This is a genomic window from Ensifer sp. LC163, assembly GCF_001695855.1.
Taxonomy (GTDB): domain Bacteria; phylum Pseudomonadota; class Alphaproteobacteria; order Rhizobiales; family Rhizobiaceae; genus Ensifer.
In genome coordinates, this window is sequence record NZ_MBSS01000034.1 from 285,165 (window position 1) to 311,326 (window position 26,162).

31 protein-coding genes are annotated in these 26,162 nt (G+C 62.0%); 17 read left to right on the forward strand and 14 right to left on the reverse strand.

From position 1 onward, the window contains the following. Positions 1–33: 33 nt before the first annotated feature. Positions 34–918 (reverse strand): transcriptional regulator GcvA, encoded by an 885-nt coding sequence (gene gcvA, locus BC360_RS24000; protein WP_139110175.1) that lies wholly within the window; start codon positions 916–918, stop codon positions 34–36. A 143-nt stretch (positions 919–1,061) separates the two neighbouring features. On the opposite strand from gcvA, the gene BC360_RS24005 reads away from it, so the two are divergent. The 8 genes from BC360_RS24005 to BC360_RS24040 all read left to right on the forward strand — a co-directional run bounded on the left by BC360_RS24005 (position 1,062) and on the right by BC360_RS24040 (position 6,937). Beyond that, the gene (locus BC360_RS24005; RefSeq protein ID WP_065797138.1) at positions 1,062–2,024 is read left to right on the forward strand and encodes a DMT family transporter; all 963 of its coding nucleotides are present in this window, start codon (positions 1,062–1,064) and stop codon (positions 2,022–2,024) included. 199 nt (positions 2,025–2,223) lie between these two features. After that, positions 2,224–2,598, forward strand: a complete 375-nt coding sequence (locus BC360_RS24010; protein ID WP_065797139.1) for a YciI family protein — start codon at positions 2,224–2,226, stop codon at positions 2,596–2,598. Next, a complete protein-coding gene (locus BC360_RS24015; RefSeq protein WP_065797140.1) occupies positions 2,595–3,869 on the forward strand; it encodes an RNA polymerase sigma factor in 1,275 nt (424 codons plus the stop codon). Before BC360_RS24010 ends, BC360_RS24015 begins: the two co-directional genes overlap by 4 nt. Before the next feature lie 77 nt (positions 3,870–3,946). Continuing rightward, positions 3,947–4,429: an SRPBCC family protein gene (locus BC360_RS24020; RefSeq protein ID WP_065797141.1), complete on the forward strand. Its 483-nt coding sequence runs from the start codon at positions 3,947–3,949 to the stop codon at positions 4,427–4,429. A 63-nt stretch (positions 4,430–4,492) separates the two neighbouring features. Beyond that, on the forward strand, positions 4,493–5,359 hold the full coding sequence (locus BC360_RS24025; protein WP_065797142.1) for a nuclear transport factor 2 family protein: 867 nt from the start codon (positions 4,493–4,495) through the stop codon (positions 5,357–5,359). 41 nt (positions 5,360–5,400) lie between these two features. Beyond that, positions 5,401–5,814: a DoxX family protein gene (locus BC360_RS24030; RefSeq protein ID WP_065797143.1), complete on the forward strand. Its 414-nt coding sequence runs from the start codon at positions 5,401–5,403 to the stop codon at positions 5,812–5,814. A 27-nt stretch (positions 5,815–5,841) separates the two neighbouring features. Next, entirely contained in the window at positions 5,842–6,210 is a 369-nt protein-coding gene (locus tag BC360_RS24035) for a DUF1801 domain-containing protein (protein ID WP_065783249.1), read from the forward strand. Between the two features lie 112 nt (positions 6,211–6,322). Further along, positions 6,323–6,937 carry a glutathione S-transferase family protein gene (locus BC360_RS24040; RefSeq protein ID WP_065797144.1) on the forward strand — a complete coding sequence of 205 codons (615 nt, stop codon included), beginning with the start codon at positions 6,323–6,325 and terminating at the stop codon, positions 6,935–6,937. A gap of 40 nt (positions 6,938–6,977) precedes the next feature. Here the strand turns inward: BC360_RS24040 and hemW are convergent, their stop codons facing one another. The 4 genes from hemW to rph form a co-directional block, all read right to left on the reverse strand. Beyond that, positions 6,978–8,159: a radical SAM family heme chaperone HemW gene (hemW, locus tag BC360_RS24045; RefSeq protein ID WP_065783251.1), complete on the reverse strand. Its 1,182-nt coding sequence runs from the start codon at positions 8,157–8,159 to the stop codon at positions 6,978–6,980. A gap of 119 nt (positions 8,160–8,278) precedes the next feature. After that, a complete protein-coding gene (gene rdgB, locus BC360_RS24050) occupies positions 8,279–8,926 on the reverse strand; it encodes an RdgB/HAM1 family non-canonical purine NTP pyrophosphatase (protein ID WP_065797145.1) in 648 nt (215 codons plus the stop codon). Between the two features lie 36 nt (positions 8,927–8,962). After that, positions 8,963–9,382, reverse strand: a complete 420-nt coding sequence (locus BC360_RS24055) for a VOC family protein (protein ID WP_065783253.1) — start codon at positions 9,380–9,382, stop codon at positions 8,963–8,965. A gap of 17 nt (positions 9,383–9,399) precedes the next feature. Next, positions 9,400–10,119, reverse strand: a complete 720-nt coding sequence (rph, locus tag BC360_RS24060) for a ribonuclease PH (protein ID WP_065783254.1) — start codon at positions 10,117–10,119, stop codon at positions 9,400–9,402. 261 nt (positions 10,120–10,380) lie between these two features. On the opposite strand from rph, the gene hrcA reads away from it, so the two are divergent. Together hrcA and grpE are read left to right on the forward strand one after the other, a co-directional pair. After that, a complete protein-coding gene (gene hrcA / locus BC360_RS24065) occupies positions 10,381–11,460 on the forward strand; it encodes a heat-inducible transcriptional repressor HrcA (RefSeq protein WP_065783255.1) in 1,080 nt (359 codons plus the stop codon). A 164-nt stretch (positions 11,461–11,624) separates the two neighbouring features. After that, the gene (grpE, locus tag BC360_RS24070) at positions 11,625–12,236 is read left to right on the forward strand and encodes a nucleotide exchange factor GrpE (protein WP_065783256.1); all 612 of its coding nucleotides are present in this window, start codon (positions 11,625–11,627) and stop codon (positions 12,234–12,236) included. 65 nt (positions 12,237–12,301) lie between these two features. On the opposite strand, the gene BC360_RS24075 is transcribed toward grpE, so the two are convergent. Together BC360_RS24075 and BC360_RS24080 are read right to left on the reverse strand one after the other, a co-directional pair. Then, the gene (locus BC360_RS24075) at positions 12,302–13,537 is read right to left on the reverse strand and encodes a D-arabinono-1,4-lactone oxidase (protein ID WP_065783257.1); all 1,236 of its coding nucleotides are present in this window, start codon (positions 13,535–13,537) and stop codon (positions 12,302–12,304) included. A 14-nt stretch (positions 13,538–13,551) separates the two neighbouring features. Continuing rightward, the gene (locus BC360_RS24080) at positions 13,552–14,319 is read right to left on the reverse strand and encodes an SDR family NAD(P)-dependent oxidoreductase (RefSeq protein WP_065783258.1); all 768 of its coding nucleotides are present in this window, start codon (positions 14,317–14,319) and stop codon (positions 13,552–13,554) included. Positions 14,320–14,558: 239 nt separating this feature from the next. On the opposite strand from BC360_RS24080, the gene BC360_RS24085 reads away from it, so the two are divergent. Further along, positions 14,559–15,365: a helix-turn-helix transcriptional regulator gene (locus BC360_RS24085; RefSeq protein ID WP_065783259.1), complete on the forward strand. Its 807-nt coding sequence runs from the start codon at positions 14,559–14,561 to the stop codon at positions 15,363–15,365. Positions 15,366–15,384: 19 nt separating this feature from the next. Here the strand turns inward: BC360_RS24085 and ptsN are convergent, their stop codons facing one another. The 6 genes from ptsN to lptC form a co-directional block, all read right to left on the reverse strand. Next, complete coding sequence (gene ptsN, locus BC360_RS24090) at positions 15,385–15,849, reverse strand: PTS IIA-like nitrogen regulatory protein PtsN (protein ID WP_053248898.1); 465 nt, start codon at positions 15,847–15,849, stop codon at positions 15,385–15,387. A gap of 172 nt (positions 15,850–16,021) precedes the next feature. Beyond that, on the reverse strand, positions 16,022–16,591 hold the full coding sequence (gene hpf, locus BC360_RS24095; protein ID WP_065783260.1) for a ribosome hibernation-promoting factor, HPF/YfiA family: 570 nt from the start codon (positions 16,589–16,591) through the stop codon (positions 16,022–16,024). Positions 16,592–16,882: 291 nt separating this feature from the next. Further along, the gene (rpoN, locus tag BC360_RS24100; protein ID WP_065797146.1) at positions 16,883–18,442 is read right to left on the reverse strand and encodes an RNA polymerase factor sigma-54; all 1,560 of its coding nucleotides are present in this window, start codon (positions 18,440–18,442) and stop codon (positions 16,883–16,885) included. A gap of 143 nt (positions 18,443–18,585) precedes the next feature. Then, positions 18,586–19,404: an LPS export ABC transporter ATP-binding protein gene (gene lptB / locus BC360_RS24105; protein WP_053248895.1), complete on the reverse strand. Its 819-nt coding sequence runs from the start codon at positions 19,402–19,404 to the stop codon at positions 18,586–18,588. A gap of 13 nt (positions 19,405–19,417) precedes the next feature. Beyond that, positions 19,418–19,978, reverse strand: coding sequence for an LptA/OstA family protein (locus BC360_RS24110; RefSeq protein ID WP_065783263.1), 561 nt, complete (start codon positions 19,976–19,978; stop codon positions 19,418–19,420). Between the two features lie 14 nt (positions 19,979–19,992). After that, positions 19,993–20,661: an LPS export ABC transporter periplasmic protein LptC gene (gene lptC / locus BC360_RS24115; protein WP_065783264.1), complete on the reverse strand. Its 669-nt coding sequence runs from the start codon at positions 20,659–20,661 to the stop codon at positions 19,993–19,995. Between the two features lie 261 nt (positions 20,662–20,922). Here lptC and sppA point away from each other — a divergent pair, with 261 nt between their 5' ends. From sppA to BC360_RS24130, 3 genes are all read left to right on the forward strand, one after another. Beyond that, a complete protein-coding gene (gene sppA / locus BC360_RS24120) occupies positions 20,923–21,882 on the forward strand; it encodes a signal peptide peptidase SppA (protein WP_065797147.1) in 960 nt (319 codons plus the stop codon). 129 nt (positions 21,883–22,011) lie between these two features. Then, entirely contained in the window at positions 22,012–22,314 is a 303-nt protein-coding gene (locus BC360_RS24125; protein WP_025425688.1) for an integration host factor subunit beta, read from the forward strand. 84 nt (positions 22,315–22,398) lie between these two features. Next, positions 22,399–22,743, forward strand: coding sequence for a DUF1049 domain-containing protein (locus tag BC360_RS24130; RefSeq protein ID WP_065797148.1), 345 nt, complete (start codon positions 22,399–22,401; stop codon positions 22,741–22,743). A gap of 127 nt (positions 22,744–22,870) precedes the next feature. On the opposite strand, the gene BC360_RS24135 is transcribed toward BC360_RS24130, so the two are convergent. Beyond that, positions 22,871–23,329 (reverse strand): SRPBCC family protein, encoded by a 459-nt coding sequence (locus tag BC360_RS24135; protein ID WP_065797149.1) that lies wholly within the window; start codon positions 23,327–23,329, stop codon positions 22,871–22,873. 316 nt (positions 23,330–23,645) lie between these two features. Between BC360_RS24135 and BC360_RS24140 the strand changes: the two genes are divergently transcribed. From BC360_RS24140 to lspA, 3 genes are read left to right on the forward strand one after another with little or no spacing between them, the layout of a single operon-like run. Continuing rightward, a complete protein-coding gene (locus BC360_RS24140; RefSeq protein WP_065797150.1) occupies positions 23,646–24,800 on the forward strand; it encodes a class I SAM-dependent rRNA methyltransferase in 1,155 nt (384 codons plus the stop codon). Beyond that, on the forward strand, positions 24,797–25,657 hold the full coding sequence (locus tag BC360_RS24145; protein WP_025425692.1) for a TrmH family RNA methyltransferase: 861 nt from the start codon (positions 24,797–24,799) through the stop codon (positions 25,655–25,657). Before BC360_RS24140 ends, BC360_RS24145 begins: the two co-directional genes overlap by 4 nt. Continuing rightward, positions 25,654–26,145: a signal peptidase II gene (lspA, locus tag BC360_RS24150; protein ID WP_065797151.1), complete on the forward strand. Its 492-nt coding sequence runs from the start codon at positions 25,654–25,656 to the stop codon at positions 26,143–26,145. Before BC360_RS24145 ends, lspA begins: the two co-directional genes overlap by 4 nt. Positions 26,146–26,162 lie beyond the last annotated feature (17 nt).

The following is a 26,162-nucleotide window of genomic DNA, read 5'->3' on the forward strand; positions in this document are numbered from 1 at the left end:
GCGAAAGGCCCGGGAAACCGGGCTTTTTTCGTTTCAGGCGCTGCGTGCCTGCTCCACGATCCAGGCACGGAACGCGGCGACGGCCGGCCGGTCGAGCGCCGATGGCGGGTAGACCAGGTGATAGGCGAGGTCGGTGGCGATGCCGACCGGGAACGGCGCGATCAGCACGCCCTCGGCAAGCTCGCGTGAAACCAGCGACAGGCGAACGAGAGCGACACCATCGCCAGCCTTTGCAGCCTCGATGGCGCCATTGCTGTTGACGAAGACCGGGCCGCGCGTGGTCTCGACGCCTTCGGCGCCGACGGCCTCAAGCCAGAGCTGCCAGTCCAGCCTTTGAACGTCATGCAGCAACACATGGGCGGAAAGATCGGCCGGCGTGGAGAGCGGATGCTTGCGGGCGAGCGCCGCATTGACGACCGGCACCAGGTCGTCATCGATCAGCCGCTCGCTCGCCAGGCCCTCGTAGCGCCCGAAGCCGTGGCGGATGGCGATGTCGACGCCATCGGACACAAAGTCCGCCAGCCGGTTGGAGGCGCTGATGCGGATGTCGATGCCAGTGAGGCGCTGCTCGAAATCGCAAAGCCGTGGTACCAGCCATTGCGCCGCAAAGGTTGGGGTGCAGCTCACCGTCAGCACCGGCACGCGATTTCGCGCCGTCAGTTCCTCGGTCGCCTCCCGCATCATGCGGAAGGCGCGGCGCAGCGTCGAAAAATAACTGCTCCCTTCCTCGGTCAAAACGAGCTGCCGCGGCCGTCGTTCGAACAACGTGACGCCCAGCGTCTGCTCCAGTTCACGCACCTGCAGACTGACGGCACCTGGCGTGACGCTCAGTTCGCGCGCGGCCAGCGTCACGCTCAAATGCCGGGCGGCGGCTTCGAAGGCTCTGAGGGCCGCGAGGGAGGGAAGCGAGGTCATAATGATTTAGCTAGACTCAATCATTGAGAGAGAAATGCTCGTTTGAATAAATCATAACATACTGACAATATTAATGTAAATTCCGTGAGTGATTACAACATCACGGAGTGATGAGTGAAAAATTAAATCACCGAAGGGGTGCGAAGATGTCTGGACCGGCGAATGCAAAGGTGATGGGTGCCGGCGAGTGGGCCATGCTGATCGCCCTGTCCCTGCTGTGGGGCGGCTCGTTTTTCTTCGTCGGCGTCGCCGTCAAGGCGCTGCCGCCGTTCACCATCGTCGCATTGCGGGTCAGCCTCGCAGCCGCGGCACTTTTGATCTTCCTGCGTTTCACCGGGCGCTCGATGCCGCGCGATCCTCGCATCTGGCTTGCCTTCTTCGGCATGGGCCTGCTCAACAACCTGATCCCGTTTTCGCTGATCGTCTGGGGCCAGACCCATATCGCCAGCGGCCTTGCTTCCATTCTCAATGCGACGACACCGCTCTTCGGCGTCGTCGTCGCCCACCTGCTGACCGACGACGAAAAGCTGACCGTCAACAAGCTCTCCGGCGTGTTGATCGGCTTTCTCGGCGTGGCGGTGATGATCGGTCCGGCAGCGCTCGGTGGGCTTGGCTCGAACGTGCTGGCGCAGTTCGCCGTCCTGGGGGCCGCTCTTTCCTATGCCTTTGCCGGCGTTTTTGCCCGTCGTTTCAAGCGGATGGGTGTGGCGCCCATCGTCACCGCGACGGGGCAGGTCAGCGCATCGAGCCTCATGCTGGTGCCGATCGCGCTTCTCGTCGATCGCCCCTGGGCCTTGACCGTGCCGGGCCTTGAGGTATGGGCGGCGATCGTCGGCATCGCCTTGATCTCGACCGCGCTTGCCTATGTGCTCTTCTTCCGCATCCTCGAAACGGCGGGGGTCACCAATCTGATGCTGGTGACGTTTCTGATCCCGGTCAGCGCTATTCTGCTCGGCGCCCTGTTCCTCGGCGAAAGCCTCGAGCCGAAGCATTTCTTCGGCATGGCGCTGATCGCCGCCGGCCTTGCCGCCATCGACGGCCGCCTGCTCCGGCGTTTCCGTCGCAAGGCACCGGTCGACCCCGATCTCGCCTGCGGCGAGAACATCTGAAAACATGCAGCAATTCAAAATGCTACAGCGACCTTTGCGCGTCTGACAAGACGCGCGGCGCCAAAGGCGATCGCGGCGGTGCGCAGGCACCTGCCGCGGTCTTCCTATTTGAACCCGTGATTGCCAGCTATTTTTTTTGTCGGTCTCGTCGGCTATCTCTTCTTCAGATCGTCCTTGTGACAGGAGCAGGAGAGTTCCAATGCTTTACGCCGTGTTTTGCTACAACCAGGAAGACGTCACCAACAACTGGACGAAGGAGGAGGACGACAAGGTCATGCGCGACCTTGCGGCCGTCCAACGCAAATATGGCGATGCGGGAAAGCTCGGACCGGTGGCGCGGTTGCTGCCGACCACGGCAGCAACGACGCTCCGCCACAGCGTTGGCGAAACCGTCGTCATTGATGGTCCGTTCGCCGAAACGAAGGAACAACTACTCGGCTTCTATGTCGTCGATTGCGCTTCGCTGGACGAAGCGCTCGATTTCGCCCGCGAGCTGAGTGCAGCCAATCCGGCTGATGGTTCCTATGAAATTCGTCCCCTTGCCATCTACAAGCCAAGTGAGTTTCCCGCATGACAGACACGACCTGGATCGACCTCGCACTTGTTTCCGCTCGGCCGCAGGCAATGGGCGCGCTTCTGCGCTATTTCCGCAATCTGGATACGGCCGAGGAAGCATTTCAGGAGGCCTGTATCCGGGCATTGAAGACGTGGCCGAAAAGTGGCCCGCCGCGCGATGCCGCCGCCTGGCTGATCTTCGTCGGTCGCAACAGCGGCATCGACAAGGTGCGCCGCCAGTCCCGCGAGACCGCGCTGCCGCCGGAAGAGTTGCTCTCCGACCTCGAGGATCAGGAGAGCGATCTTGCCGAGCGGCTGGACGGCTCCCACTATCGCGACGATATCCTCAAGCTCTTGTTTGTCTGCAGCAATCCGGTTCTTCCGGCAACGCAGCAGATCGCACTGGCGCTGCGGATCGTTTCCGGCCTTTCGGTCAAGCAGATTGCCCGCGCCTTTCTCGTCGGCGAGGCGGCGATGGAGCAGCGCATCACGCGGGCAAAGGCCCGTGTCGCCGCCGCCGGCATCGCCTTCGAAACGCCTGACGCGGCCGATCGGTCGATGCGGCTGGCGGCGGTGGCAACCATGATCTACCTCGTTTTCAACGAGGGCTATTCGGCGATGAACGGGCCGGACAGCGTCTCGGCCGACCTTTGCGAGGAAGCGATCCGGCTCGCGCGGCTGCTCTTGCGGCTGTTTCCCTCCGAGCCGGAGATGATGGGGCTGACGGCCCTGCTTTTGCTGCAGCACTCGCGCTCGCGTGCACGCTTCGATGCGGATGGCGGCATCATCCTGCTCGATGATCAGGATCGCAGCCTTTGGAAGAAGCCGCTGATCATCGAGGCGCTGGCCATGATCGACAAGGCGGTGCGCCATCGCCAGCCGGGCCCCTATCAGATCCAGGCGGCGATCGCGGCACTGCATGCGCGCGCTACACGCCCCGAAGAAACCGACTGGGAAGAGATCGATCTGCTCTATCAGGCGCTGGAGCGGCTGCAGCCGTCGCCGGTCATCACCCTCAACCGCGCCGTCGCCGTGTCGAAGCGGGACGGACCGGAAGCAGCACTCGCGCTGATAGAGCCGCTTGCCGAAAAACTCGCCGGCTACTTCTACTTCCATGGGTTGAACGGGGCGCTGTTGAAGCAGGCGGGCCGGGTCCGCGAGGCGCGTATCGCCTTCGACCGTGCCATCGCCCTTGCCACCAATGCGGCGGAAGCTTCCCACATTCGCATGCAGCTCGATCATTTGAGCAAGGATGCGGGTGAAAAAGACCTGGCAAAAGAAGAAAGATAAAAAAACCTGTCGGCGGTTGTCGGAACCGTGGCTGCAGCTTCGTCCTTGGATTGAACCCGCTGACGGAGAAGCAAACAATGAGCGTTGTCACAGAAATCAAAGCTGCCGACGATCGTGAGCTGGTCATCACCCGCCTGATCGATGCGCCCCGCGAACTCGTCTACCGCTGCTGGACAGATGCCGAACTGCTGAAGAAGTGGTTCGCACCTTCGCCCTGGACGACGCCGGAGGCAAGGCTCGACGTTCGCGCCGGCGGCGCCAACCGCATCGTCATGCGCTCGCCCGAGGGCGAGGACTATCCCAATCTCGGCGTCTATCTCGAAGTGGTGCCGAACGAGAAGCTGGTCTTCACCGATGCCTTCACCGATGCGTGGGCGCCATCCGACAAGCCGTTCATGGTCGTGACCATTACCTTCGAGGATGTCGGGGCCAAGACCCGCTACACGGCCCGCGTTCGCCATTGGTCCGTCGAGGATCGCGAGGTCCACGAGAAGATGGGCTTTCATCAGGGCTGGGGCCAATGCGCCAGCCAGCTCGAAGGTACCGCCAGGCAACTCTGATCAAGCTCAGGACTCGAGGGCCGCCGCTCTCGTGCCCGCCACCATAGGGAAAGGAGACCCACCATGTCCGTGATCGACAACAAGAGTGCCGCCGTCGCCGAAATCCGTGCGGTGATTGACGATTGGGCGGATGCCATGCGGGCAAAGGATGCAAGGCGCGTCATCGGCCACGGGGCACCGGATTGTGTCCTCTTTTCGCTGGCGCCGCCGTTGAAGACGTCCGATGCCGGCGAAGGCGGGCTCGAACAGTGGTTTTCCACCTGGCGCGGACCGCTCGGTTACCGCTTCGAGGACCTCGATATCTCGGTTGGCGGCGACGTCGCCTTCGTCAACATGCTCACCGAGCTTTCCGGCGAGAAGATCGATGCCGGCAAAATATCGGTCTGGTTTCGCCAGACCCTTGGACTGAAACGCACTGCGGCCGGTTGGAAGATTGCACACCAGCATGAGTCCGTACCGTTCTACATGGATGGCAGCTTCAAGGCGGCTGTCGATCTCAACCCGAAATCGTCGGTCGACTGGCAAGCGCCGGCGCCGCCGCCGATGCCGGGCGCCATCGCCTATCTCTGCGTCGAGGACGCGAATGCGACCGCCGATTTCTACATCCGCGCCTTTGCCGCAATCGATGCCGGCCGCATGGTGGCCGAAGATGGCAAACGGCTGATGCATTGCCAGCTGACGATCAACGGCGGTGCCTTGATGCTCAACGATCCCTTCCCGGAACACGGCATGGCCTACGCCGCACCGCAGGGTGTCGTCCTGCATCTGGTGGTCGAGGACGCGCAATTCTGGTGGGACCGCGCGGTTGCCGCCGGCGCCGAGGTGACGATGCCGCTTGCGGTCGCCTTCTGGGGCGATCTCTACGGCCAGCTGCGCGACCCCTTCGGCATCCGCTGGGGCATCGTCGGCCCGGCCAAGAAGACAGACTGAAAAACGATTTGTGACAACGGAAAACGAGGAGACCTCCCCGAATGAACACTGCCCTTGTTATGACGGCTCCGGCCGGAAGAATGGTGATTCTCGGCCGCGTGTTGAGCGGTCTGGTTGTTGCGTTCCTGGCCTTCGACGGAGCAATCAAGCTTGTGCCATTGGAGGTGGTGACCGAGACGCTGGCGGTGCTCGGTTATCCCGCCGACGTCGGTCTTGCCCGTCTGCTCGGCGTACTCACGCTTCTGTGCGCCCTGCTTTATGCGATCCCGAGAACCTCGGTCCTCGGCGCCATTCTGCTGACCGGTTATCTCGGCGGCGCCATGGCGACCCATCTGCGTGCGGATAGCCCTCTTTTCACCCACTTGTTGTTCGGGTTCTATGTCGGCGTCATCGCCTGGGCCGGTCTGTGGCTGAGAGACCGTCGCGTGCGCGACCTGATCCCATTCAAGAACTAAACACGGCCGACAAGGAGACCTTGTACCATGAGTAAAACGGTTGACGATTACATTGCTGGTCTTTCCGGTGCTCCGGCTGATGTGGCGAAGGAGTTGCACGGCGCCATCCTCGCCGCCGGCGGCACCAGGGATAGCGTGAAATGGGGCCACCCGATCTACGAGGCCGGCGGACCGGTCTGCCTGATCAAGGCTGCCAAGGACCACGTGACGCTTGGCTTCTGGCGTGGGGCCGATATGCTCGATCTCGATCCGCGTCTGGCCAAGGGCGGCGGCAAGGGCGACATGGCCTATATCAAGGTGAAGGCGACCGGCGAGGTCGATGGCGTTCAGTTGGCGCGGCTTGTGGCCAGGGGCATAGCCCTCAACGCCGAGAAGGGCGATCCGTTCAAATCTTGAACGACGAAACAAACTTGCAAAGGGTGCTCAGAAACAGAGCGCCTTTCTCGTTCCGGATGCAATACATCTTCGCGGGATCGGATAATTTCCTTCCAACCCCCCGCGAGGCACGATGATCCTCTACTATCAAACCCATTCGCCCTTTGCCCGCAAGGCGCTCGTCTTCGCCCACGAGGTGGGGATCGCCGAGCGATTGCAGGTGATCCACCATGAGACCAGCCCGACGCTGCGCAATGATGAGGTTCATGCCGAAAATCCACTCGGCAAGGTGCCGGTGCTGCTGCGCCCCGGTGATGAGGCGATCTTCGATTCCGACGTCATCTGCGCCTATTTCGATACGCTGCATGGTGGCCGCCGGCTGATCCCCGAGAGCGGCGAGGCGCGCTGGTGCGCCTTGAGATTGCAAGCCGTGGCGCAAGGGTTGGCGCAGGCGGGGATCGGGCTGCGTTGGGAAACCGAACGACGCCCGGAAGCCCTGCGCTATCCGGCCCTTGCCGACGGCTATGCTGAAAAGATCGAGCAGACCTATGACTGGCTGGAGCAGACCCTTAATGTCGACGCGCCGCTCGACATCGGCCACATCGCTATCGCCACGGCGCTGTCCTGGATGGCGTTCCGTGACCTGCCGCCGTTCCGGGATAGGACGAAGCTGAGCGCCTGGTTCGATGCCTTCGAGCACCGGCCATCCATGCGCGCGACGCCGCTTTCCGGCGCGACCCACGATTGAGCCTCCGGCCACATCGCGCTTGATGTAAAATAGCAGGTTGCTAGCAGGCGAGGTCGGCGACGACGGCGTCGAGGATCAGCATGCCGGAAGGCGTGCAGCGCAGGCGCGAATTGCCGAGCCGCTCAATAAAGCCGTGGTCGATCAGGAACTGCTCGCGATCCGGATCGGGATCGCGGCCGGAGAGCGTCTGCCAGCGGGCGAGATCGACGCCTTCCTTCAGGCGCAGGCCCATCAGCAGCAATTCGTCCGACTGGGCCTCGAGATCGAGCACTTCGCGCTCGACCATGCCGTGGCCGTAGGTTTCGACCAGTCGCAGCCATTCCTCCGGCTTGCGTTCGGTTGCCGTCGCCACCTTGGCGCCGCCGACGCTGAGGCGGCCATGGGCGCCCGGCCCGATGCCGGCATAATCGCCATAGCGCCAATAGGTGAGGTTGTGCCGGCTTTCGGCGCCGGGGCGGGCATGGTTGGAGACCTCGTAGGCGGGCATGCCGATCGCCGCGGTGATGTCCTGGGTCGCCTCGTAGAGGACCGCCGATTGTTCACCGTCCGGAACGATCAGCTTGCCGGCCTTGTGCAGGCCGAAGAAGGGCGTGCCTTCCTCGATCGTCAGCTGGTAGAGCGACAGGTGATCGACGGCATAGGAGACAGCCTCCTTGAGTTCACGCTCCCATTCCTCGACGGTCTGGTTGGGGCGGGCATAGATCAGGTCGAAGGACATGCGGGGGAAGATGTCGCGCGCCAGCCGGATCGCTTTCAGCGCATCCTCGACATTGTGCAACCGGCCGAGAAATTTCAGGTCGCGGTCGTTCAGCGCCTGGACGCCGAGCGACACGCGGTTGACGCCGGCGGCGCGGTAGCCGTGGAAGCGCGTTGCCTCGACGCTCGAAGGGTTTGCCTCCATGGTAATCTCGATGCCATCGGGCACGTGCCATTCACCGGCGATGCCCGAGAGGATCGCGTCGACGGTGGCGGGATCCATCAGCGATGGCGTGCCGCCGCCCATGAAGATGCTGGTGACCGTGCGTGGACCGGAGAGTTCTCGGGCCTCCGCCATTTCCTTCAGGAAGGCGGCGACGAAACGCGGCTGGTCGATCGGCTGGTGGCGCACATGGCTGTTGAAGTCGCAATAGGGGCATTTGGCCGCGCAGAACGGCCAGTGCACATAGATCCCGAAGCCGGGATCCATGCCGTCACCGAGTGCCGATAGCGTGGCCGTCTGCATCGTTGCGTCTCTCATGCGGTAGAACACGATGACTTTAGGCCGATCGACCCGAAGTCACGAACGTGATCGCTTCTAATAAATTGGAGCGGGATGTTGCGGAAAACCCCATACACGTTTCCTCAGCCCGCTCCAAGGCAGGTTTCGGCGAACATTTTGAAGGCGCGGGCACGGTGCGACAGGGCTTGGGCGTCGCCCGGTTTCCAACCGTGTTTCTCGTCTGCGCTCATCTCGCCGAATGTGGTGTCGTAACCGAGCGGCTGGAAGACCGGATCGTAGCCAAATCCCTTGTCGCCGCGCGGCGGCCACACGACATGGCCTTCGACCTCACCGCGGAAGAGCTCGACATGGCCGTCTGGCCAGGCAAGGCAGAGCACGGAGACGAACCGGGCCGTGCGTTTTTCAGGGGCGCATGCGCCCTTGTCCTGAAGCGCGTCCTCGACTTTCTGCATCGCCATGGCAAAGTCGCGGCTGCCGTCTTCGCGCTCGGCCCAGTTGGCGGTGTAGACGCCCGGCGCGCCGCCAAGCGCGTCGATCGCCAGGCCGGAATCGTCAGAAAGCGCCGGCAGGCCCGAAGCCTTTGCGGAGGCAAGCGCCTTGATCGTCGCGTTTTCTTCAAAGGTCGTGCCGGTTTCGTCCGGCTCGACGAAGTTGAGGTCGGCTGCCGACCTGGCCTCGAAGCCGAGCGGTCCGATCAGGTCGCGGATCTCGCGGATCTTGCCGGCATTGTGGCTGGCGACGACGAGCGTCTTGTCATCCAGTGTGCGCATGATGTGTCGTCTCGTAAAGGGCGGCCAGGCCGCGGTTCATTCGATGGACCAGAGGCCCGGTTCCGCGCATTCGAGGCTGTTGCCGGCCGGATCGCGGAAGTAGAAGGAGCGCGCGCCGTTCGGCCAGCGAACATCGGCTTCGATCACGACACCTGCCGTTTCCAGCTTTTCCTTCCACACGCCGAGCGCCTCAGCGGAAACGCGAAAGCACATGTGTCCCTGGCCGGTGGAGCCATGCGGCGGCACCGGCAGGGGGGCATCCGGCGAAGGCGGCTTGACCGTTTCCGCCGGATTGAAAATCAGGAGAACGCCTGGGCCGCAGCGGAAGAACACATGCCGGTTGCCGGCGCGCGTGATCTTTTCCAGCCCGAGCACGCCGCCGTAGAAGGCCTCGGCGCCGTCGATATCTTCCGCATAGAGGGCGGTCTCAAGAATGCCTTCCAGCGCCGGGGCCATCGTCCGCGTCCTTCTCGTCAGCCGGCGATCGCCTGCTTCTGCAGCGCGACAAGATCGGCAATGCCGGTCTTTGCAAGTCCCAGCAGGCTTGCGAATTCTTCTTCCGAGAAGGGCTTGCCTTCGGCCGTGCCCTGGATCTCGACGATGCCGCCGGTTCCGGTCATGACGAAATTCGCGTCGGTCTCGGCGGCGGAATCCTCGAGGTAGTCGAGATCGATGATCGACTGGCTGGCGAAGATGCCGCAGGAGATGGCGGCGACATGGTCCTTCAGGACCTTCTCGACCTTCACCATGTTGCGGGCTTCCATCCACTTCAGACAGTCGTGCAGCGCCACCCAGGCGCCGGTGATCGAGGCCGTGCGCGTGCCGCCATCAGCCTGAATAACGTCGCAGTCGATCGAGATCTGGCGTTCGCCGAGTGCGGGCAGGTCGACGACGGCGCGCAGCGACCGGCCGATCAGACGCTGGATCTCCTGCGTACGGCCGCTCTGCTTGCCGCTTGAGGCTTCGCGACGCATGCGCTCGCCGGTGGCGCGGGGCAGCATGCCGTATTCCGCCGTCACCCAACCCTTGCCGCCATTGCGAAGCCAGGCCGGAACCTTCTCCTCAAGGCTGGCGGTGCACAGCACGTGCGTATCGCCGAACCGCACCAGACAGGAGCCTTCCGCATGCTTGGAGAAATTGCGCTCGAACGAAACCTTGCGCATTTGGTCGATTTTTCTGCCGGATGGCCGCATCATCAAACTCCTATCGTGTCTGGTGAGCCTTCTACTGCATAATTCCCTGAATCGGAATCGATTTAGGGACAAAATTATGCAGCAGTTCAAAGTGCTACAGCGACCTTTGCGCGCCTTAGGGACGCGCGGCGCTGTAGAGCATGGCGCAGCCAAGGGGAACCGGTGGATGGCGGGCGATCAGGGCGATTTTTCCCTTTTGCCATCGGGCGCCGGGATCACTATATTTCCGGCGGCAGGATTGGCCTGCGAACATGGAGCGACATGGTACTGCGCAATCCCGGAGTGACCGATATCGCGGCGGCGCTGGACGAGCGTTCCGGTGAAATCTTCCGTCGCATCGTCGAAACCTATTTGAACAGCGGAGAACCTCTCGGCTCACGCAACCTTTCGCGGTTGTTGCCGATGTCGTTGTCGCCGGCCTCCGTGCGCAATGTGATGAGCGACCTGGAAGATCTGGGGCTGATCTACTCGCCGCACATCAGCGCCGGCCGCCTGCCGACGCAGACGGGCCTGCGCTTCTTCGTCGACGCCTTCATGCAGGTCGGCAATCTCTCGCCGGAGGATCGTGCCTCGATCGATCGGCACGTGCGGCTGAGCGACCATGCCCAGCCGGTCGATGCGCTGCTGGCAGAGGCGAGCCAGATGCTGTCGGGCATGTCGCGCGGCGCCGGTCTCGTCATCACGGCCAAGAACGATCCGGTGCTCAAGCATGTGGAGTTCATCCGGCTGGCGCCCACCAAGGCGCTTGCCGTGCTCGTCGGCGAGCATGATCAGGTCGAAAACCGCATCATCGAGCTTCCCGCCGGTGTGACGAGCTCACAATTGACGGAAGCGGCGAATTTCCTGAACGCCCATCTGGCCGGCCAGACCATCGGCGAGGTGCGCTCGCAACTTGAAACGGTCAAGCAGACGGTCCGCAGCGAACTCGATGCCCTGTCGCAGGATCTGGTCGAGCGCGGGCTGGCGATCTGGTCCGGCAATGAGGGTGATGAAAAGCCGGCACGATTGATCGTTCGCGGTCGCGCGAACCTGCTCGAGGGTCTGGAGGGAACCGAAGATATCGACCGCCTGCGCATGCTCTTCGACGACCTGGAAAAAAAGGATAGCCTGATCGAACTGCTCGATCTCGCCGAGAGCGGCCCGGGTGTCAGGATCTTTATCGGTTCGGAGAACAAGTTGTTTTCATTGTCCGGTTCGTCGCTGATCGTTGCGCCCTATCGCGACAGCGAAGATCGGATCGTCGGCGCCGTCGGTGTCATCGGTCCGACGCGGCTCAATTACTCGCGCATCGTGCCGATGGTCGATTATACCGCGCAGTTGATGTCGCGGCTTTCGCGCTGAAGCAGCGCTTTTGGCCACAGACAGCATTGAACCCTTGATTTTTCGGCCCTAAACCTCGATATCGGCATCAAATCCAGTCACTGGCATTTTTACGCCATCCGGCCATCGTTGCGCGCGGGCGTGAAAATGCGAAAGAAAAGACAGACGATACACCGGAGAACGTCATGACCGACGAGACAAACAAGCACGGACACGAAGCTGCCGCGATCGACGAGGCAGTCAACGCTACGCCCGAGGCTGTGGAAGCGGCGCCGGTTGCCGAACCCGATCCGCTGGAACTTGCCAGGGCGGAGAACAACGACCTGCGCGACAAGTACCTCAGGCTCGCAGCCGAGATGGACAACCTGCGCCGCCGCACCGAGCGCGACGTCAAGGATGCCAAGTCCTATTCGGTTGCCGGTTTCGCCCGCGACATGCTCGCCGTCTCCGACAATCTGCGCCGTGCGCTCGATGCGATCCCGGCCGAAGCGAAGGAGGCCGGCGAAGCGGGCCTCACCACGCTAATCGAAGGCGTCGAGATGACCGAGCGCGCCATGCTGTCGGCGCTGGAGCGTCATGGCGTGAAGAAGCTGGAGCCGGAAGGCCAGAAGTTCGACCCGAACTTCCACCAGGCAATGTTCGAGATCCCGAACGCCGATGTGCCGAACAACACAGTGCTGCAGGTCGTTCAGGCCGGTTACACCATCGGCGATCGCGTCCTGCGCCCGGCCATGGTCGGCGTTTCCAAGGGCGGCCCGAAGGCGGCCGTTGCGGAAGGCGATAGCCCCGCCGCCTGAGTAGCGGTCTGATCCATTTCAACGCCGCGCGTCCATCCGGACGCGCGGCGTTTTCGTTTAGCTGATCAACCGAACAGCTGCCGCAGGTGATCGTTGAGGAAGCGCCCTTCCGGATCCACCTTTGCCCTCAATGCCCGGAAGTCGCCGGACCGTGGATAAAGCGCGGTCACGTCCTCGGCGCCGAGGAAATGCAGCTTTCCCCAATGCGGCCGCGAGCCGTACTGGCGCAGGATCGTATCGACATCCCTGAGATACTCCCAGTAGTCCGTGCCCGGCTCACCGGAGACGGAAAGCGTGATCGAATCCTGCTCGTAGAACGGGCTGATCCAGCCGGTGTCGCCGGCCGTGAAGCGGTATTCGATCGGGTAGATGCAGGTGGGGTGCTTTTCCAGCATCAGCTTGCGCACCGCTCTCACGGCATCCTTGCCATGGGCGACGGGCACCGCATATTCGAGCTCGTGGAAGTTCGGCACATATTCGATCGGATAGATTTCGGAGGAATAGGCGATCTTCTCGAAGCCCTGTTCCATCGGCGGCCGGTCGGTGATGTCGATCACCTTCATCTCGCAGACATCGGCGATCTTCGTTGTCGTGGAGACCGAGGACGTGTCCGGCAGGCAGTAGCAGTGCCGGCTTTCGGGAACCGGGCACCAGAAGAAGCCGAAATGCCGGTGTTTGGCGGCGAGTTCGTCGTGCTGCTCCATGCATTCGTCGAAGTCGCAGCGCCACAGCTTTTCGTGCAGATTGTAGCTATCCATCGCCTGCAGCGTGATCTCGGAGATGACGCCGAGCATGCCGACCGAAACGCGGGCCGCCTCCAGCAGATCCGGCGTCGTCTCATCGACGACGAGAATGCTGCCGTCCGGCTCTACCAGCCGCATGCCGACGATCTGCGAGGCCATGTTGCCGAGCGCGGCACCGGTGCCGTGCGTGCCGGTGGTCAGCGCCCCCGCCAGCGCCTGGCTGTCGATATCGCCCTGGTTGATCAGGGAGAGGCCGTTCGACTTCAGCACCTTGCCCAATTGGTTGATCGTCGTTCCCGCCCGGACCGCGACGCGCTTGCGCGCCTGGTCGATGTCGACCACGCCCTGCATGCTGGAGAGCGTCAGCTGCAGCCCGCTGGTCAGCGCCACCGGCGTGAAGGAATGGCCAGAGCCGGCGCAGCGCACATTGAGCCCCTGCGACGTCGCCTCGCGGACCATCTCGGCGAGCGCCGCTTCGCTCTCGGGCGCGCCGCGATGGCGCACGATGCAGGATTGGTTTCCGACCCAGTTGCGCCAGTGGCCGCCCGCCTGAAGCATATCTTTCCCCTCTCTCAGACCGCTGTGAAGCAATTGTCGACGAACAGATGCGTGCCGTTGACGAAGCTTGCCTCGTCGCTGGCGAGAAACAGCGCGGCATTGGCGACCTCTTTCGGGTCGCACATCCGTCCCTGCTGGGCGGCGATCGCCGCTTCCGACACGTCGACGCCGTATTTGCTGAGACCGACGAGCTCGCGCTTGCCGTGGTCGGTGGCGATGAAGCCGGGGCAGACGGCGTTGCAGCGGATGCCCCGGTCGCGGAATTCGACGGCGATCGCCCGGGCGAACATATGGCAGGCGCCCTTGGTCGTGTCGTAGAGCACCTCCATCGGTGTCGCCGCCACCGCCGAGATCGACGAGGTGCAGACGATGCTGCCGCCGCCGGCGGCCAGCATGCCCGGAAGCACCGCCTTGGTCATCAGGAACATGCTGCGCACGTTGACGGCCATCAGCCGGTCCCACTCGTCCTCTTCCGTTTCGAGGAAGGGCCCGACCGCCAGGATGCCGGCGTGGTTGAAGAGTACGGTGATGGCGCCGAAGGCCGCCTCGACCGCCTTGACGGCCGCGCTTACCTCCGCAGAAATCGAGACGTCGGCGGGCGCAAAGACTGCCTCGCCACCGTTTGCACGGATGGCGGCGGCAACTTCTTCGCCCTTGCTGCGCGGCAGATCGACGATGCCGACCTTCGCCCCCTCACGGGCAAAGAGTTCGGATGCGGCAAGCCCACAGCCGCCGGCGCCACCGCTGATCAAAGCCACTTTTCCGGAAAGCCTGCCTGCCATCGCATCCTCCTGCGCTCAAGCGCCGCGCCTACCGCACAATTCCTTAAATCGGAATCGATTTAAGGAGAAAATCATGCAGCAGGTTTAAGCGTTACAGCGTCCTTTACGCGTCATATTTGACGCGCGGCGCTGTAATGCGGTGCGACGATCTCGGTCCCTCATCGGATGAATTATTGTTGACGAAGTGGCGGCTGTCGATATCCCATGGGGGATACGGGGAAGGGGAGAGTTCGACGCGGATGCTGGCTCGGGAATCGGCCGATATTTCGGCCATGATCGGATTGATCGGAACGCAGGATTTCGGCGGAGCGCTCGACCGCATGCTGCGCTCGGTCGCAAGCTTCGACCTTTCGGTCGCCTTCGCCTATCCCTATGACAACAGGCCGATCGTGCTGCATGACGGCTATACCGCCAAGGTGTCCGCCAGCGCGCTTTCCGCCTATCTCGGCGGTGCCTATCTGCTCGACCCGTTCTATGTCGCCTGCAGCGGCGATCAGCCGCCGGGACTGTGGCGCATGCGTGAGCTGGCGCCCGACCAGTTCTTCCATTCGGATTTTTCAAGCTCGGCCGAGGTGCATCCCTGCGTCTCGATGGAAAGCGGGGTCCTGGTCGAGGAGATCGGCTTCGTCATTCCGCTCGATGACGGCGTGCAGGCCACCTATTCCCTGATGCGCGGCCGCGGCGGCTCGCCGTTCAGCGACGAGGAACTGGAACGCCTGAGGATCTACGAGCCGATCGTGCGAGAGGCCGTGCGCTCGAACTGGCGCCAGCAAAACCACGCCGCCCCGGCACCACCGAGGGATGACGACGCGATCGAGACCGCGTTCGACAGCCTCTGTGCCGATCGCCTGACCCGGCAGCAACGCAACATCGTGCGGCTGATCCTGCGGGGACACAGCAATCTGTCGATCGGCAAGACGATGAACATCGCCGAAGGAACCGTCCGCATTCACCGCAAGAACATCTATCGCCGGCTCGACATTTCGAGCCAGGGCGCACTGTTTCGGATTTTCATTGATCATTTGAACCGGCGTCAGCTCTACTGACAGCCGGTTGAGGGCCGCTTCAGGCGGCGTGAGAGGTCGTGTCCTCGTTGAGCAGCGTGTAGATCGCGCTGGCGGAATCGCTCGATCGGATCTTTACCACCATGTCGTGGTCGCGCAATACGCGGGCGATGCGCGACAATGCCTTGAGATGGTCGGCGCCGGCGCCTTCGGGCGCGAGCAGCAGGAAGACGAGATCAACCGGCTGGTCGTCGAGGGCTTCGAAATCGACCGGCGTGTCCAGTCGCGCAAAGATCCCGATGATCGAAGGCAGGTTGTTCAGCTTGCCGTGCGGGATGGCAATGCCATTGCCCACGCCCGTGGAGCCCAGCCGTTCACGCTGCAGGATGACATCGAAGATTTCGCGTTCCGGAAGCCCGGTGATCTTTGCCGCTTTAGCCGCCAATTCCTGAAGGAGCTGTTTTTTCGAGTTGGCCCTCATGGCCGGGATGATCGCATTTTGGTGCAGTAAACCTGCCAATGCCATTCTTTTGTCCTCGTTCGCCGGTTAGAGCCGGACAACATCATCACAAATGCGTCGCAATGGCTCTAACCATCTTTGTCTTGGCGGGTGCCATGCACAGAAAAGTCGTATTTTCCGGCCTGTCCGCTGATCCAAGTGGAGGGAGCGCTGGCACGCCGGCACTCCCCTTTTCCACTCATCCCTTGATATTGGCAGCGTCAATCCAGCCAATATTTCCGTCGTTGCGTCTGTAGACGATATTCAGCTCTGCCTTGCCGGGAGTCCGGAACATGAGGACGGGCTCATCCGTCATGTCGAGCGCCATCACAGCGCCTGCGACAGACATCGTCCTCAATTGTTTCGAGCTTTCGGCGACGATCGTCGGTGCGTAATCCTCGGGGACCTCGTCATCCTCGAATGGCACCGAGTCCATCACTGTGTAAGCCACCTCGGTACCTTGACCGTTACCGTTGTGGTGGTCCTTGAGCTTGCGCTTGTAGCGGCGAAGGCGCTTTTCGATGCGCTCCGACGCTGCGTCAAAGGCAGCCTGAGGGTCGTTGGCCTGTCCGCTCGCCTGCATAACCACGCCCGTATCGAGATGAAGCTTGCAGTCGGCGCTAAAGCGCGGCCCAGACTTTTCCACAGTGACCTGGCTTGAATATCCTCCGTCGAAATATTTGGTAACGGCCTGCTCGATCTGGTCGCCAATGCGGGCGCGGAACGAATCGCCGATTTCCATCTGTTTACCGGATACACGCACACTCATGGAGTTTCCTCTCTCGTTCGTGATTTGCGTAGCCAGTCTATTCCAAGCGGTCCCGTCATCCAAGCCTTTCACGCTTGCAGGAACCTCTCTGTCGCACCTACCGGCCGTGCCGGCCGCCCGAGGAAGACCGTGTCCTCGGCAATTGCGGCGGGCTCATATCCCCTGCGTCGCGGAGAGTCAATCACAGGTCGCAAAAAAGTTAACGTGTCTTAATCTGACGCGCCGCTTTTGGCTCTTTTTCCTTCGCATGTCGTTATCGCAAAACCGCTGAACATTTTTGCGCGACAGGCTTTAGAAGCCCGATGCCTTGGCCAGTGCCCGCTTTTCGCGGCGTCGCTGCACCGAGGAGGGGATGTTCATCGCCTCGCGATATTTCGCTACCGTGCGCCGCGCGATATCGATGCCGGCCTGCTTGAGGCTGTCGACGATATCGTCGTCGGAAAGCACCGCGTCGGCCCTTTCCTGCTGGATCATCGTGCGGATGCGATGACGCACGGACTCGGCGGAATGGCTGTCGCCGCCCTCGGCCGAACCGATCGAAACGGTGAAGAAATACTTCAGTTCAAACAGCCCGCGCGGGGTCAGCATGTACTTGTTCGAGGTGACGCGGCTCACCGTCGACTCGTGCATCTTGATCGCATCGGCAACGGTTTTCAGGTTCAGCGGCCGCAGATGCCCGACGCCATGGACGAGGAAGGCGTCCTGCTGGCGAACGATTTCGGTCGCGACCTTCATGATCGTCCTGGCGCGCTGATCAAGGCTGCGGGTCAGCCAGTTGGCGTTCTGCAGGCATTCGTTGAGAAACGCCTGGTCGGCGCTGTTCTTCTCGGTGCCGCGTGACACCGTGGTGAAATAGGCCTGATTGACGAGGACGCGCGGCAGGGCGTCGGGGTTGAGCTCGATGAGCCAGGTTCCGTCAGGCGCCGCCCGCACGACGATATCGGGAACGATCGCCTCGCTGACGCTGGTCTCGAAGCTCGTTCCCGGTTTCGGGTCGAGCTTGCGGATCTCGGCGAGCATGTCGATCAGGTCTTCTTCGTCGACGCCGCAGATCTTCTTGAGGCTGGCGAAATCGCGCCGCGCCAGCAGCTCGAGATTGGCGACGAGGGCCTCCATCGCCGGATCGAGGCGATCGCGAAGGCGCAGTTGAATGGCAAGACATTCGCTGAGGGTGCGTGCAAAGACGCCCGGCGGATCGAACTGCTGCAGGGTGAGCAGGACGCGCGTAACGTCGGCACCGGATGCGCCGAGGCGTTCGGCGACCTCGTCCAGATCGGCGTGAAGATAGCCTGCCTCATCGAGCTGGTCGATCAGGTTCTGGGCAATCAGCCGGTCGGATGCGGCCGTCAGCGCAAAGGGCAATTGCTCCAGAAGCGTCTCGCGCAGGCTCTTGCGGCCGGCAACGAAGTCATCGAAATCGTAGTCGCCGCCTTCGCCGCTGCCCGGCATCGATTTCCATTGGCCGAGCAGCTCCGGCGCGTCGGCGCGTTGCGGCGCCGTGTCGTCCTGGTAGACATTGCCGAAATCCGCATCGAGCTGTTCGTTGAGCCGCTCGCCGCCGGTCGCCATGGCGTTGTCGTAGAGATCGCGCTGGCCGGGCGTGTCATCCGTTCCGCCCAAGTCTTCACCGGATGTTTGTCCCGCTTCGTCGCGGCTGCCGTCCTCGGAGCTCGCACCGAACTCGTCGTCATTGCCGTGAAGCTCGAGCAGCGGATTCTTCTCGACTTCCTGCGCGATGAACTGATTGAGTTCGAGATGCGTCATCTGCAGCAGCTGAATCGATTGCATCAGCTGCGGGGTCATGACCAGCGACTGTGACTGGCGCAGATGAAGGCTGGCCGACAATGCCATGCGGACGTCAAACTCCCGATGAGATCTCCACCGGTCGCGTCATTGCACGGGCCGGTTTTTCATTTGGCCCAAAAATTGCTTATTGCAGGGGTTTGGTCAAGCGCGACCGCGGGGCGAGGTGCCGGATTCGCCCGCGGATCGCGTCAAAGGCTGAAATTATCGCCGAGATAGAGCCGGCGCACGTCCGGATTGGTCACGATATCGTTGGCGCGGCCGTGGGTCAGCACCTCGCCGGCATGGATGATATAGGCCCGGTCGATCAGGCCGAGGGTCTCGCGCACGTTGTGGTCGGTGATGAGTACGCCGATGCCGCGGGACGTCAGGTGCCGCACCAGTGCCTGAATGTCGGCGACGGAAATGGGGTCGACGCCGGCAAAGGGCTCGTCGAGCAGCATGAAGGTCGGGTCGGTGGCAAGCGCACGGGCAATTTCGAGACGTCGCCGCTCGCCGCCGGAAAGGGCAATCGCCGGCGATTTGCGCAGGTGCGTGATGTTGAACTCGCCGAGCAGGTCGTTGAGCTTGCTCTCGCGCCGTTCGAGGTTCTTGTCGTGCACTTCGAGCACGGCGCGGATGTTTTCTTCCACCGTCAGGCCACGAAAGATCGAGGCTTCCTGCGGCAGGTATCCGACGCCGAGGCGGGCACGGCGATACATCGGCATCGTCGTCACGTCGTTGCCGTTGATCTCGATCGAGCCTTCGTCGACCGGCACCAGGCCGGTGATCATGTAGAAGCAGGTGGTCTTGCCGGCGCCGTTCGGTCCGAGCAGGCCAACGGCTTCGCCCCGGCGAACGACCAGCGACACGCCGTTGACCACACGCCGCTCACGGTAGGCCTTGGTAAGGCCGCGGGCGATCAGCGTGCCGTCATAGCGCGCCTTGTCGACCGCGTGACCGGCTGCGGCAGGTGTGGCCGCCGACGGCTTGCGGACGCGCTTGCGCTTGTGAAGGAAGGGGAGTTGCACGAGCGGGTCTACGTCAGTTCTTTTTCTGCGACTTCGGGTCGAGCTGGATCTGCACCCGACCGCCACAGGCTTCGAGCTGCGCTTCGCCCGTGTTCATCTGCACATTCAACTGGCAGCCGACGAACACGTTCTTGCCTTCCGACAGAACGACCTTGTCGCCCTTCAGCACGAAGGTCTGCTTGGTCATGTCGAACTCGCCGCTGTCGGCGGTCGCCTGCTGGGTGCCGGAGCTGAGGAAGACGCGCTGGCTGACTTCGATGCGGTCGATGTCGGCGTCGCCGCTCGAAACCGAGCCGGCGCCTGACTTGTAGAAGACCGTCATGCTGCCGGCCTGGAGCGTCGTCGTGCCTTGCACGACCTTGACGTTGCCGGTGAAGATCGCCTTGCTTTCCGGATCCTTGATTTCAAGCTTGTCGCTTTCGATCTGGATCGGCTTGTCGTTCGACAATTCGAGGCCCTTCATCTTGCTCGATGTGGCCTGGGCGGCAGCGCCCGAAACAATCATCAATGCGCCGATGCCGGCAACGGCCAGGCTGGCTGAAATCCTGAAAAAAATAGCGGGTCTAACCGACATGGATGCACCAGATCCTAATTCGTGTTCTTGCGAATGGCGGTGGGTTCGAGATTGACCCTCACCATGCCCTCAAATGTTACTATGCGTCCCTTATCCGTCATTCGCAGCCGCTGCGCAATGATCGAACCGCCCTTCATGCTGATCGCAATCGGTTGTTTCGTTTCCATTTCGCCGGCATTGATGTCCAGATAGGCCGACTGGAAGTCGGCGTTGACGCCATTATTCATTGTAATCGTGAACGGGGCGTTCATATCGAGCGTGTTGGCGCCGCGGTCGTAGATGCCATTGGTCGCATCCACCGTGGCGATCAGCTTTTCGTTCACCGGCATTTCCGCATGGATCGTCTGCAGCGTGATGAGATCGGGATTGGCGATATCCTGCAGCGCGCGCTGCGCCTTCATCGAATAGCTGATGCCCTGCTTGTTGCGCCCGGCAATCGCAGGGTTCTGCATGACGATCTTGCCGTCCTCGATCGTTGCGCTATCGAGTTGCAGATCGACCGGCATGAAGGCGCGCACGAAGGAAATGACCGCAAAGACTGCTGCGATGATACCGGCGACCACAGGCAGGATGATCTTCAGCCGTTTGACGCGCGCCGAATGCCGCGCGGCGAGCGCATAGGCGTCCGACGAGCTCGCACCCGTATCGGCAAAGAAGCCGGGGGCTGGCGCATGATCTAGCATGTGAAGACCTGTTGGTTCCGTTGCTTTCCCGCGGACCCGCGAGAACCGCATTTTACATACATTCGTGTAAGTCGTCGCAAATATGGATATTTTTTGCCGCTGCACAATGGCGCCGCAAAAAACTTGATGAAGACACGAAAACGGCGGTCACGGCTTTTAACCGTGACCGGCCGCGTCTATTGAATATGCCGCTTGCCGCGCAGATAGCATGTTCCATCGGAAACTGACAGGAGCTGCGCCAACAAATTCGGGAGAACCCACATGGATGAACTTGCCATCGCCGATCGTCGCAGCCTGCGCAGGAAGCTGAGCTTCTGGCGCTGGATCGTCGCCGGCCTGCTCGCAGTCGTGGCTCTGGTCATCCTGTCCTGGTCGGGTTGGGCCGATGCCGCAGGGCGCGCCCGTGATCATGTCGCCCGCGTGAAGATCTCCGGATTGATCCAGGACGATCGCGAGCTGCTGGAGCGGCTGCAGCGGATCGAGGATAACGATGCCGTCAAGGCGCTGGTGGTCACTATCTCGTCGCCCGGCGGCACCACCTATGGCGGCGAGGTTATCTACAAGGCGATCCGCAAGGTCGCTGCCAAGAAGCCGGTCGTTTCTGATATGCGCACGCTGGCCGCCTCAGCCGGTTACATGATCGCGCTTGCCGGCGATACGATCATTGCCGGCGAAAGCTCGATCACCGGCTCGATCGGCGTCATCTTCCAGTATCCCCAGGTCAAGGAGCTGATGGACAAGCTTGGCGTTTCGCTGGAATCAATCAAGTCCAAACCGCTGAAGGCCGAGCCGTCCCCCTTCCATCCGCCGAGCGATGACGCCAAGGCGATGATCCAGGCGATGATCGACGACAGCTACAGCTGGTTCGTCGATCTGGTGGCCGAGCGCCGCAAGCTGCCGCGCGCCGAAGCGCTCCTGCTTGCCGACGGGCGGATTTTCACCGGCCGCCAGGCGCTGGGCCTCAAGCTTGTCGACAAGCTTGGTGGCGATGACGAGATCCGCACCTTCCTCGCCGACAAGAAAGTGTCGAAGGACCTTCCTGTGGTTGATTGGGAGGCGCCGCGCCACACCCTGCCTTTCGGCCTCGGATCGGCCGTCTCCGAGTGGGTCAAGATGTTGGGATATGACGCTTTTCCGGCCATGAAAGGCCTCGAAAAAATCGCGGGTGACAAGTTGTTTCTTGACGGTCTTGTTTCGGTTTGGCAGGTTGATGCTCAATGAGGATGGCAGCATATGCCCAGCCTGATCCGTGACATGACCGCCTGCGCCCGGTGAGCGTCGGCCATATTCTTGCGGCAATCACAATGCAGACCGAAAAAGCAAAACAAACAAGAATTTAAGGGGGCGATAGTGATCAAGTCAGAACTGGTGCAGATTGTTGCAGCTCGCAATCCGCATCTCTACCACCGCGACGTCGAAAACATCGTCAACGCGGTGCTCGATGAGATCACAGACGCGCTGGCTGCCGGAAACCGTGTCGAACTGCGCGGTTTTGGCGCTTTCTCGGTCAAGAACCGACCGTCGCGCTCCGGTCGCAACCCGCGCACCGGCGATTCCGTTTTCGTCGAGGAAAAGTGGGTGCCGTTCTTCAAGACCGGCAAGGAGTTGCGCGAGCGGCTGAACCCGGGCATGAACGGGGACGATGAAGACTGATCATCCCGCCCGATCGTCATGAATCCGGATTGTCCTCATCGCCGCCATGGCCTGTGCGATGATCCGGAAAACTGGAGCGGCTGAATGCTCAAGAAACTGGTCAACATCGTTGTTCTCATTCCGGTCGGCGTCATCCTGATCGTGCTCAGCGTCGCCAATCGCCAGAGCGTCACGTTGGCCCTCAATCCGTTCCGTCCCGAAGACAGCGTCCTGTCCGTCAGCGCGCCGTTCTTTGTTTTCCTGTTTCTCGCGGTTGTCGTTGGTTTGATCCTCGGGGCCGCCGCCACTTGGTTCAGCCAGGGAAAATACCGTCGCCGCGCCCGCAGTGAGGCGACCGAGGCGCTGAAATGGCACCGCGAAGCTGAAAAGCACCGCAGCCAGGCGGAGAAGCTGGCCACTCAGGCAACACTCACCGCTCCGCAGAACTAAAGCATTTCCAAGAAAAGTGTGAAGCGGTTTTCCGTCAGGAAATGCGTAGAAACAAAGAGATAGAGCGTTTCTGTGGCTTTGTGTAGGCTGGAAACGCTCTAACTGAAGGCCAGGGCGGCTATGCTCTTCAGCCGGCCGCTTCCGCCGGGCCGCCGACGGCGGCGCCGAAATCCGTAAAGAACTGCTGCGCCAGCTTCTTGGCGGTCGAATCGATCAGCCGCGAGCCGAGCTGCGCCAGCTTTCCACCGATCTGCGCCTTGACGTCGTAGCGCAGCACGGTCTCCGCACCGTCGTCGACCAGGGATACATCCGCACCGCCCTTGGCAAATCCGGCAATGCCGCCCTTGCCCTCTCCGGAGATCGTGTAGCTCTCGGGCGGATTGAGGTTCGACAGGATGACGTCGCCGGTAAACGAGGCCGAGACCGGGCCGATCTTGATCTTGACCACGGCCGAAAGCTCGGTCGGAGATTTCATCTCGATCGACTGACAGCCCGGGATGCATCGCTTCAAGATTTCCGGGTCGTTGAGACCACGCCAAACGGCATCGCGCGGTGCCGAGATGCGTTCTTCGCCGGTCATGTCCATGCGCATTCCTCCCCTTGACGGTGCCGCGCGTCGACCTGGACGCGCAACGGTCGATGTAACACTTTAAACTGACTGCATAATTTTATTCTGAAGTCACTTCCGACCGATGCAATTTTGCCAGTGTCGCTCCCGCACTGATCTTGGCAAATCGGAAACGGCTTTGCCAAGAGCATGAGCGGTGCTATTTGCACCAACAGAAGACGCCACGCCTCGAAATCCGGGGTGCGGCGGCATACCTCATGGTGCCGGCTCATTCATATCCGATATTCGGGGAGGGCGGGCGCCTCGTGACAAAACTAAGCCCAGGGATCTCAGCGTGAAGGAAAAGGATCGGCGGTCGAAGAATGCCTCCGTGACGACGGCTAAGGGCCGTGGAGCCGAGGCGCGCGGCGGTGGCCGCCATGAAAAGAAGCGTCCGCCTTTTGCCAAGTCAGGCGAATTCAAAGAACGCGCCGCCGGCCAGGCGACGGCGAGAGCTGCAGTGCCGCGCGAGAAGGCCCCACGCGTGCAACCCGAAAGCGAGGCTCCGGTTCGTGTCATCCCGCGGCGCTCCGGCGACAAGCCGGGCGAACGCGTCCCGCTCATTCTCGAGACTTCAGGCGTTTCCGGATATCATCTGATCGACAGCGGTGCCGGCGAAAAGCTCGAGCAGTACGGACCCTATCGCATCGTGCGCCCTGAGGCGCAGGCGCTCTGGCCGCGAAACTTGCCCGACAGCGTCTGGGAGAACGCCGACGCGATCTTCACCGGCGATACCGACGAGGACGGCATGGGACGCTGGCGCTTTCCCGGTGCCGTTCTTGGCGAGACCTGGCCGATGCAGCTTCTGGGGACGGACTTCCACGGCCGTTTCACCTCCTTCCGCCATGTCGGCGTGTTCCCCGAGCAGCTTGCCCACTGGAGCTGGGTGAAGGATCAGGTGGAGGCGTCCCGCCGCCCCCTGAAGGTCCTCAACCTCTTCGGTTACACCGGGGTCGCCTCGCTGATCGCGGCCAAGGCCGGCGCCGAGGTCACGCATGTCGACGCCTCGAAGAAGGCGATCGGCTGGGCCCGGGAAAACCAGGCGTTGGCGCGCGCGGAAAAACTGCCGATCCGCTGGATCTGCGACGACGCCATGAAGTTCATCCAGCGCGAGGAACGTCGCGGCAGCCGCTATGACATCATCCTGACCGATCCGCCGAAGTTCGGACGCGGCCCGAACGGCGAGGTCTGGCAGCTTTTCGATCACCTGGCCGCGATGCTCGACATCTGCCGCGAAATCCTGTCGCCCGAGGCACGGGGCCTGGTGCTGACGGCCTATTCGATCCGTGCCAGCTTCTATTCGATCCATGAACTGATGCGCGAGACGATGCGCGGCCGCGGTGGCCGGGTGGAATCGGGCGAACTCATCATCCGCGAAGGCGGCCTTGACGGCAGGGAGCCGGGAAGGGCGCTTTCGACATCTCTCTTCAGCCGCTGGGTGCCGCAATGAGCAATGACAGAAGCGAACACGGCGCAGGCCGGGTCGGGCAGGTGAAGGAAGTCACCAGCCTCACCAATCCGATCATCAAGGACATCAAGTTGCTGGCGCAGAAGAAGCACCGCGACGAGACACGGTCCTTCATGGCCGAAGGCTTGAAGCTGGTGATCGATGCGCTCGATCTCGGCTGGAAGATCAAGACGCTGATCTACGCCAAGGCAGCCAAGGGCAAGCCGCATGTGGAGCAGGTGGCGGCAAAGACCTTTGCCCGCGGCGGACTGGTGCTGGAAGTCAGCGAAAAGGTGCTTTCGACGATCACCCGGCGAGATAATCCGCAGATGGTCGTCGGCATCTTCGAACAGCGCTATCGGGCGCTGAAGGAGATCCGCCCGCAGCTCGGCGAGACCTATGTGGCGCTCGATCGCGTGCGCGATCCGGGCAATCTCGGCACGATCATCCGCACGGCTGACGCGGCCGGTGCCTCCGGCATCATTCTCGTCGGCGAAACCACGGATCCGTTCTCGCTCGAGACGGTGCGTGCGACCATGGGTTCGGTTTTCGCCATGCCGGTCGTGCGCGCCAGCGCCGACGATTTCGTCAAATGGCAGAAGCAGGCCGGCGTCAAGGTCGTGGCCACGCATCTGGCCGGTTCGGTCGACTACCGGACGATCGACTACAAGTCGAAGCCGGTCGTGCTTCTGATGGGTAACGAGCAGGCCGGCCTTCCCGAAGAGCTTGCCCGTGAAGCCGGAGCGCTTGCCCGCATTCCGCAGGCAGGCCGCGCCGATTCCCTCAATCTGGCGATCGCCACCGGCATCATGCTGTTTGAGGCGCGACGCCATCTGCTGGCGCTGGATGCCGGCGCATGACCGAAAAGCAGGTGTTGTTTTCCCGGCCGCTGCCGATCGCGGTGTTCATCGTCCTCGCGCTCGCCGCCGACCAACTGATCAAGTACCTGGTCGAAGCCTATCTACCGTTCAATGAAGCGGTTGCTGTCGTGCCGATGCTGGCGCTCTACCGCACCTATAATTACGGCGTTGCCTTCTCGATGCTGTCGGGCATGGAAGGCTGGTTCATCGTCGGCATGCGCCTTGTCGTCGTTGCCTTCGTTCTGTGGCTATGGCGGCGTACGCCGAAGGACAGGTTCTTCGCGCATTTCGGCTATGCCTTGATCATAGCCGGCGCGCTCGGCAACCTCGTCGACCGGCTGATCTTCGGTTACGTCATCGACTACATCCTCTTCCATACGCAGACGTGGTCCTTCGCCGTCTTCAACCTGGCCGACAGTTTCATCACCGTTGGCGCCGGCGCGATAATTCTCGACGAGCTTTTGCAGGCGAAAAAGGCCGACGCTTAAGATTTTATCGATGCGCT

Coding starts and splice junctions, on each gene's coding strand:
- BC360_RS24040 (WP_065797144.1), top strand. CDS start 6,323: ATGATCCTCTACTATCAAACCCATTCGCCCTTTGCCCGCAAGGCGCTC.
- BC360_RS24085 (WP_065783259.1), top strand. CDS start 14,559: ATGCTGGCTCGGGAATCGGCCGATATTTCGGCCATGATCGGATTGATC.
- hemW (WP_065783251.1), bottom strand. CDS start 8,159: ATGCAGACGGCCACGCTATCGGCACTCGGTGACGGCATGGATCCCGGC.
- grpE (WP_065783256.1), top strand. CDS start 11,625: ATGACCGACGAGACAAACAAGCACGGACACGAAGCTGCCGCGATCGAC.
- lspA (WP_065797151.1), top strand. CDS start 25,654: ATGACCGAAAAGCAGGTGTTGTTTTCCCGGCCGCTGCCGATCGCGGTG.
- lptC (WP_065783264.1), bottom strand. CDS start 20,661: ATGCTAGATCATGCGCCAGCCCCCGGCTTCTTTGCCGATACGGGTGCG.
- BC360_RS24030 (WP_065797143.1), top strand. CDS start 5,401: ATGAACACTGCCCTTGTTATGACGGCTCCGGCCGGAAGAATGGTGATT.
- BC360_RS24110 (WP_065783263.1), bottom strand. CDS start 19,978: ATGTCGGTTAGACCCGCTATTTTTTTCAGGATTTCAGCCAGCCTGGCC.
- BC360_RS24005 (WP_065797138.1), top strand. CDS start 1,062: ATGTCTGGACCGGCGAATGCAAAGGTGATGGGTGCCGGCGAGTGGGCC.
- rph (WP_065783254.1), bottom strand. CDS start 10,119: ATGCGGCCATCCGGCAGAAAAATCGACCAAATGCGCAAGGTTTCGTTC.
- BC360_RS24135 (WP_065797149.1), bottom strand. CDS start 23,329: ATGGACATGACCGGCGAAGAACGCATCTCGGCACCGCGCGATGCCGTT.
- BC360_RS24145 (WP_025425692.1), top strand. CDS start 24,797: ATGAGCAATGACAGAAGCGAACACGGCGCAGGCCGGGTCGGGCAGGTG.
- hpf (WP_065783260.1), bottom strand. CDS start 16,591: ATGAGTGTGCGTGTATCCGGTAAACAGATGGAAATCGGCGATTCGTTC.
- BC360_RS24075 (WP_065783257.1), bottom strand. CDS start 13,537: ATGCTTCAGGCGGGCGGCCACTGGCGCAACTGGGTCGGAAACCAATCC.
- BC360_RS24020 (WP_065797141.1), top strand. CDS start 3,947: ATGAGCGTTGTCACAGAAATCAAAGCTGCCGACGATCGTGAGCTGGTC.
- sppA (WP_065797147.1), top strand. CDS start 20,923: ATGGATGAACTTGCCATCGCCGATCGTCGCAGCCTGCGCAGGAAGCTG.
- rpoN (WP_065797146.1), bottom strand. CDS start 18,442: ATGGCATTGTCGGCCAGCCTTCATCTGCGCCAGTCACAGTCGCTGGTC.
- hrcA (WP_065783255.1), top strand. CDS start 10,381: ATGGTACTGCGCAATCCCGGAGTGACCGATATCGCGGCGGCGCTGGAC.
- BC360_RS24130 (WP_065797148.1), top strand. CDS start 22,399: ATGCTCAAGAAACTGGTCAACATCGTTGTTCTCATTCCGGTCGGCGTC.
- BC360_RS24015 (WP_065797140.1), top strand. CDS start 2,595: ATGACAGACACGACCTGGATCGACCTCGCACTTGTTTCCGCTCGGCCG.
- BC360_RS24035 (WP_065783249.1), top strand. CDS start 5,842: ATGAGTAAAACGGTTGACGATTACATTGCTGGTCTTTCCGGTGCTCCG.
- BC360_RS24010 (WP_065797139.1), top strand. CDS start 2,224: ATGCTTTACGCCGTGTTTTGCTACAACCAGGAAGACGTCACCAACAAC.
- BC360_RS24080 (WP_065783258.1), bottom strand. CDS start 14,319: ATGGCAGGCAGGCTTTCCGGAAAAGTGGCTTTGATCAGCGGTGGCGCC.
- BC360_RS24055 (WP_065783253.1), bottom strand. CDS start 9,382: ATGGCCCCGGCGCTGGAAGGCATTCTTGAGACCGCCCTCTATGCGGAA.
- BC360_RS24025 (WP_065797142.1), top strand. CDS start 4,493: ATGTCCGTGATCGACAACAAGAGTGCCGCCGTCGCCGAAATCCGTGCG.
- ptsN (WP_053248898.1), bottom strand. CDS start 15,849: ATGGCATTGGCAGGTTTACTGCACCAAAATGCGATCATCCCGGCCATG.
- rdgB (WP_065797145.1), bottom strand. CDS start 8,926: ATGCGCACACTGGATGACAAGACGCTCGTCGTCGCCAGCCACAATGCC.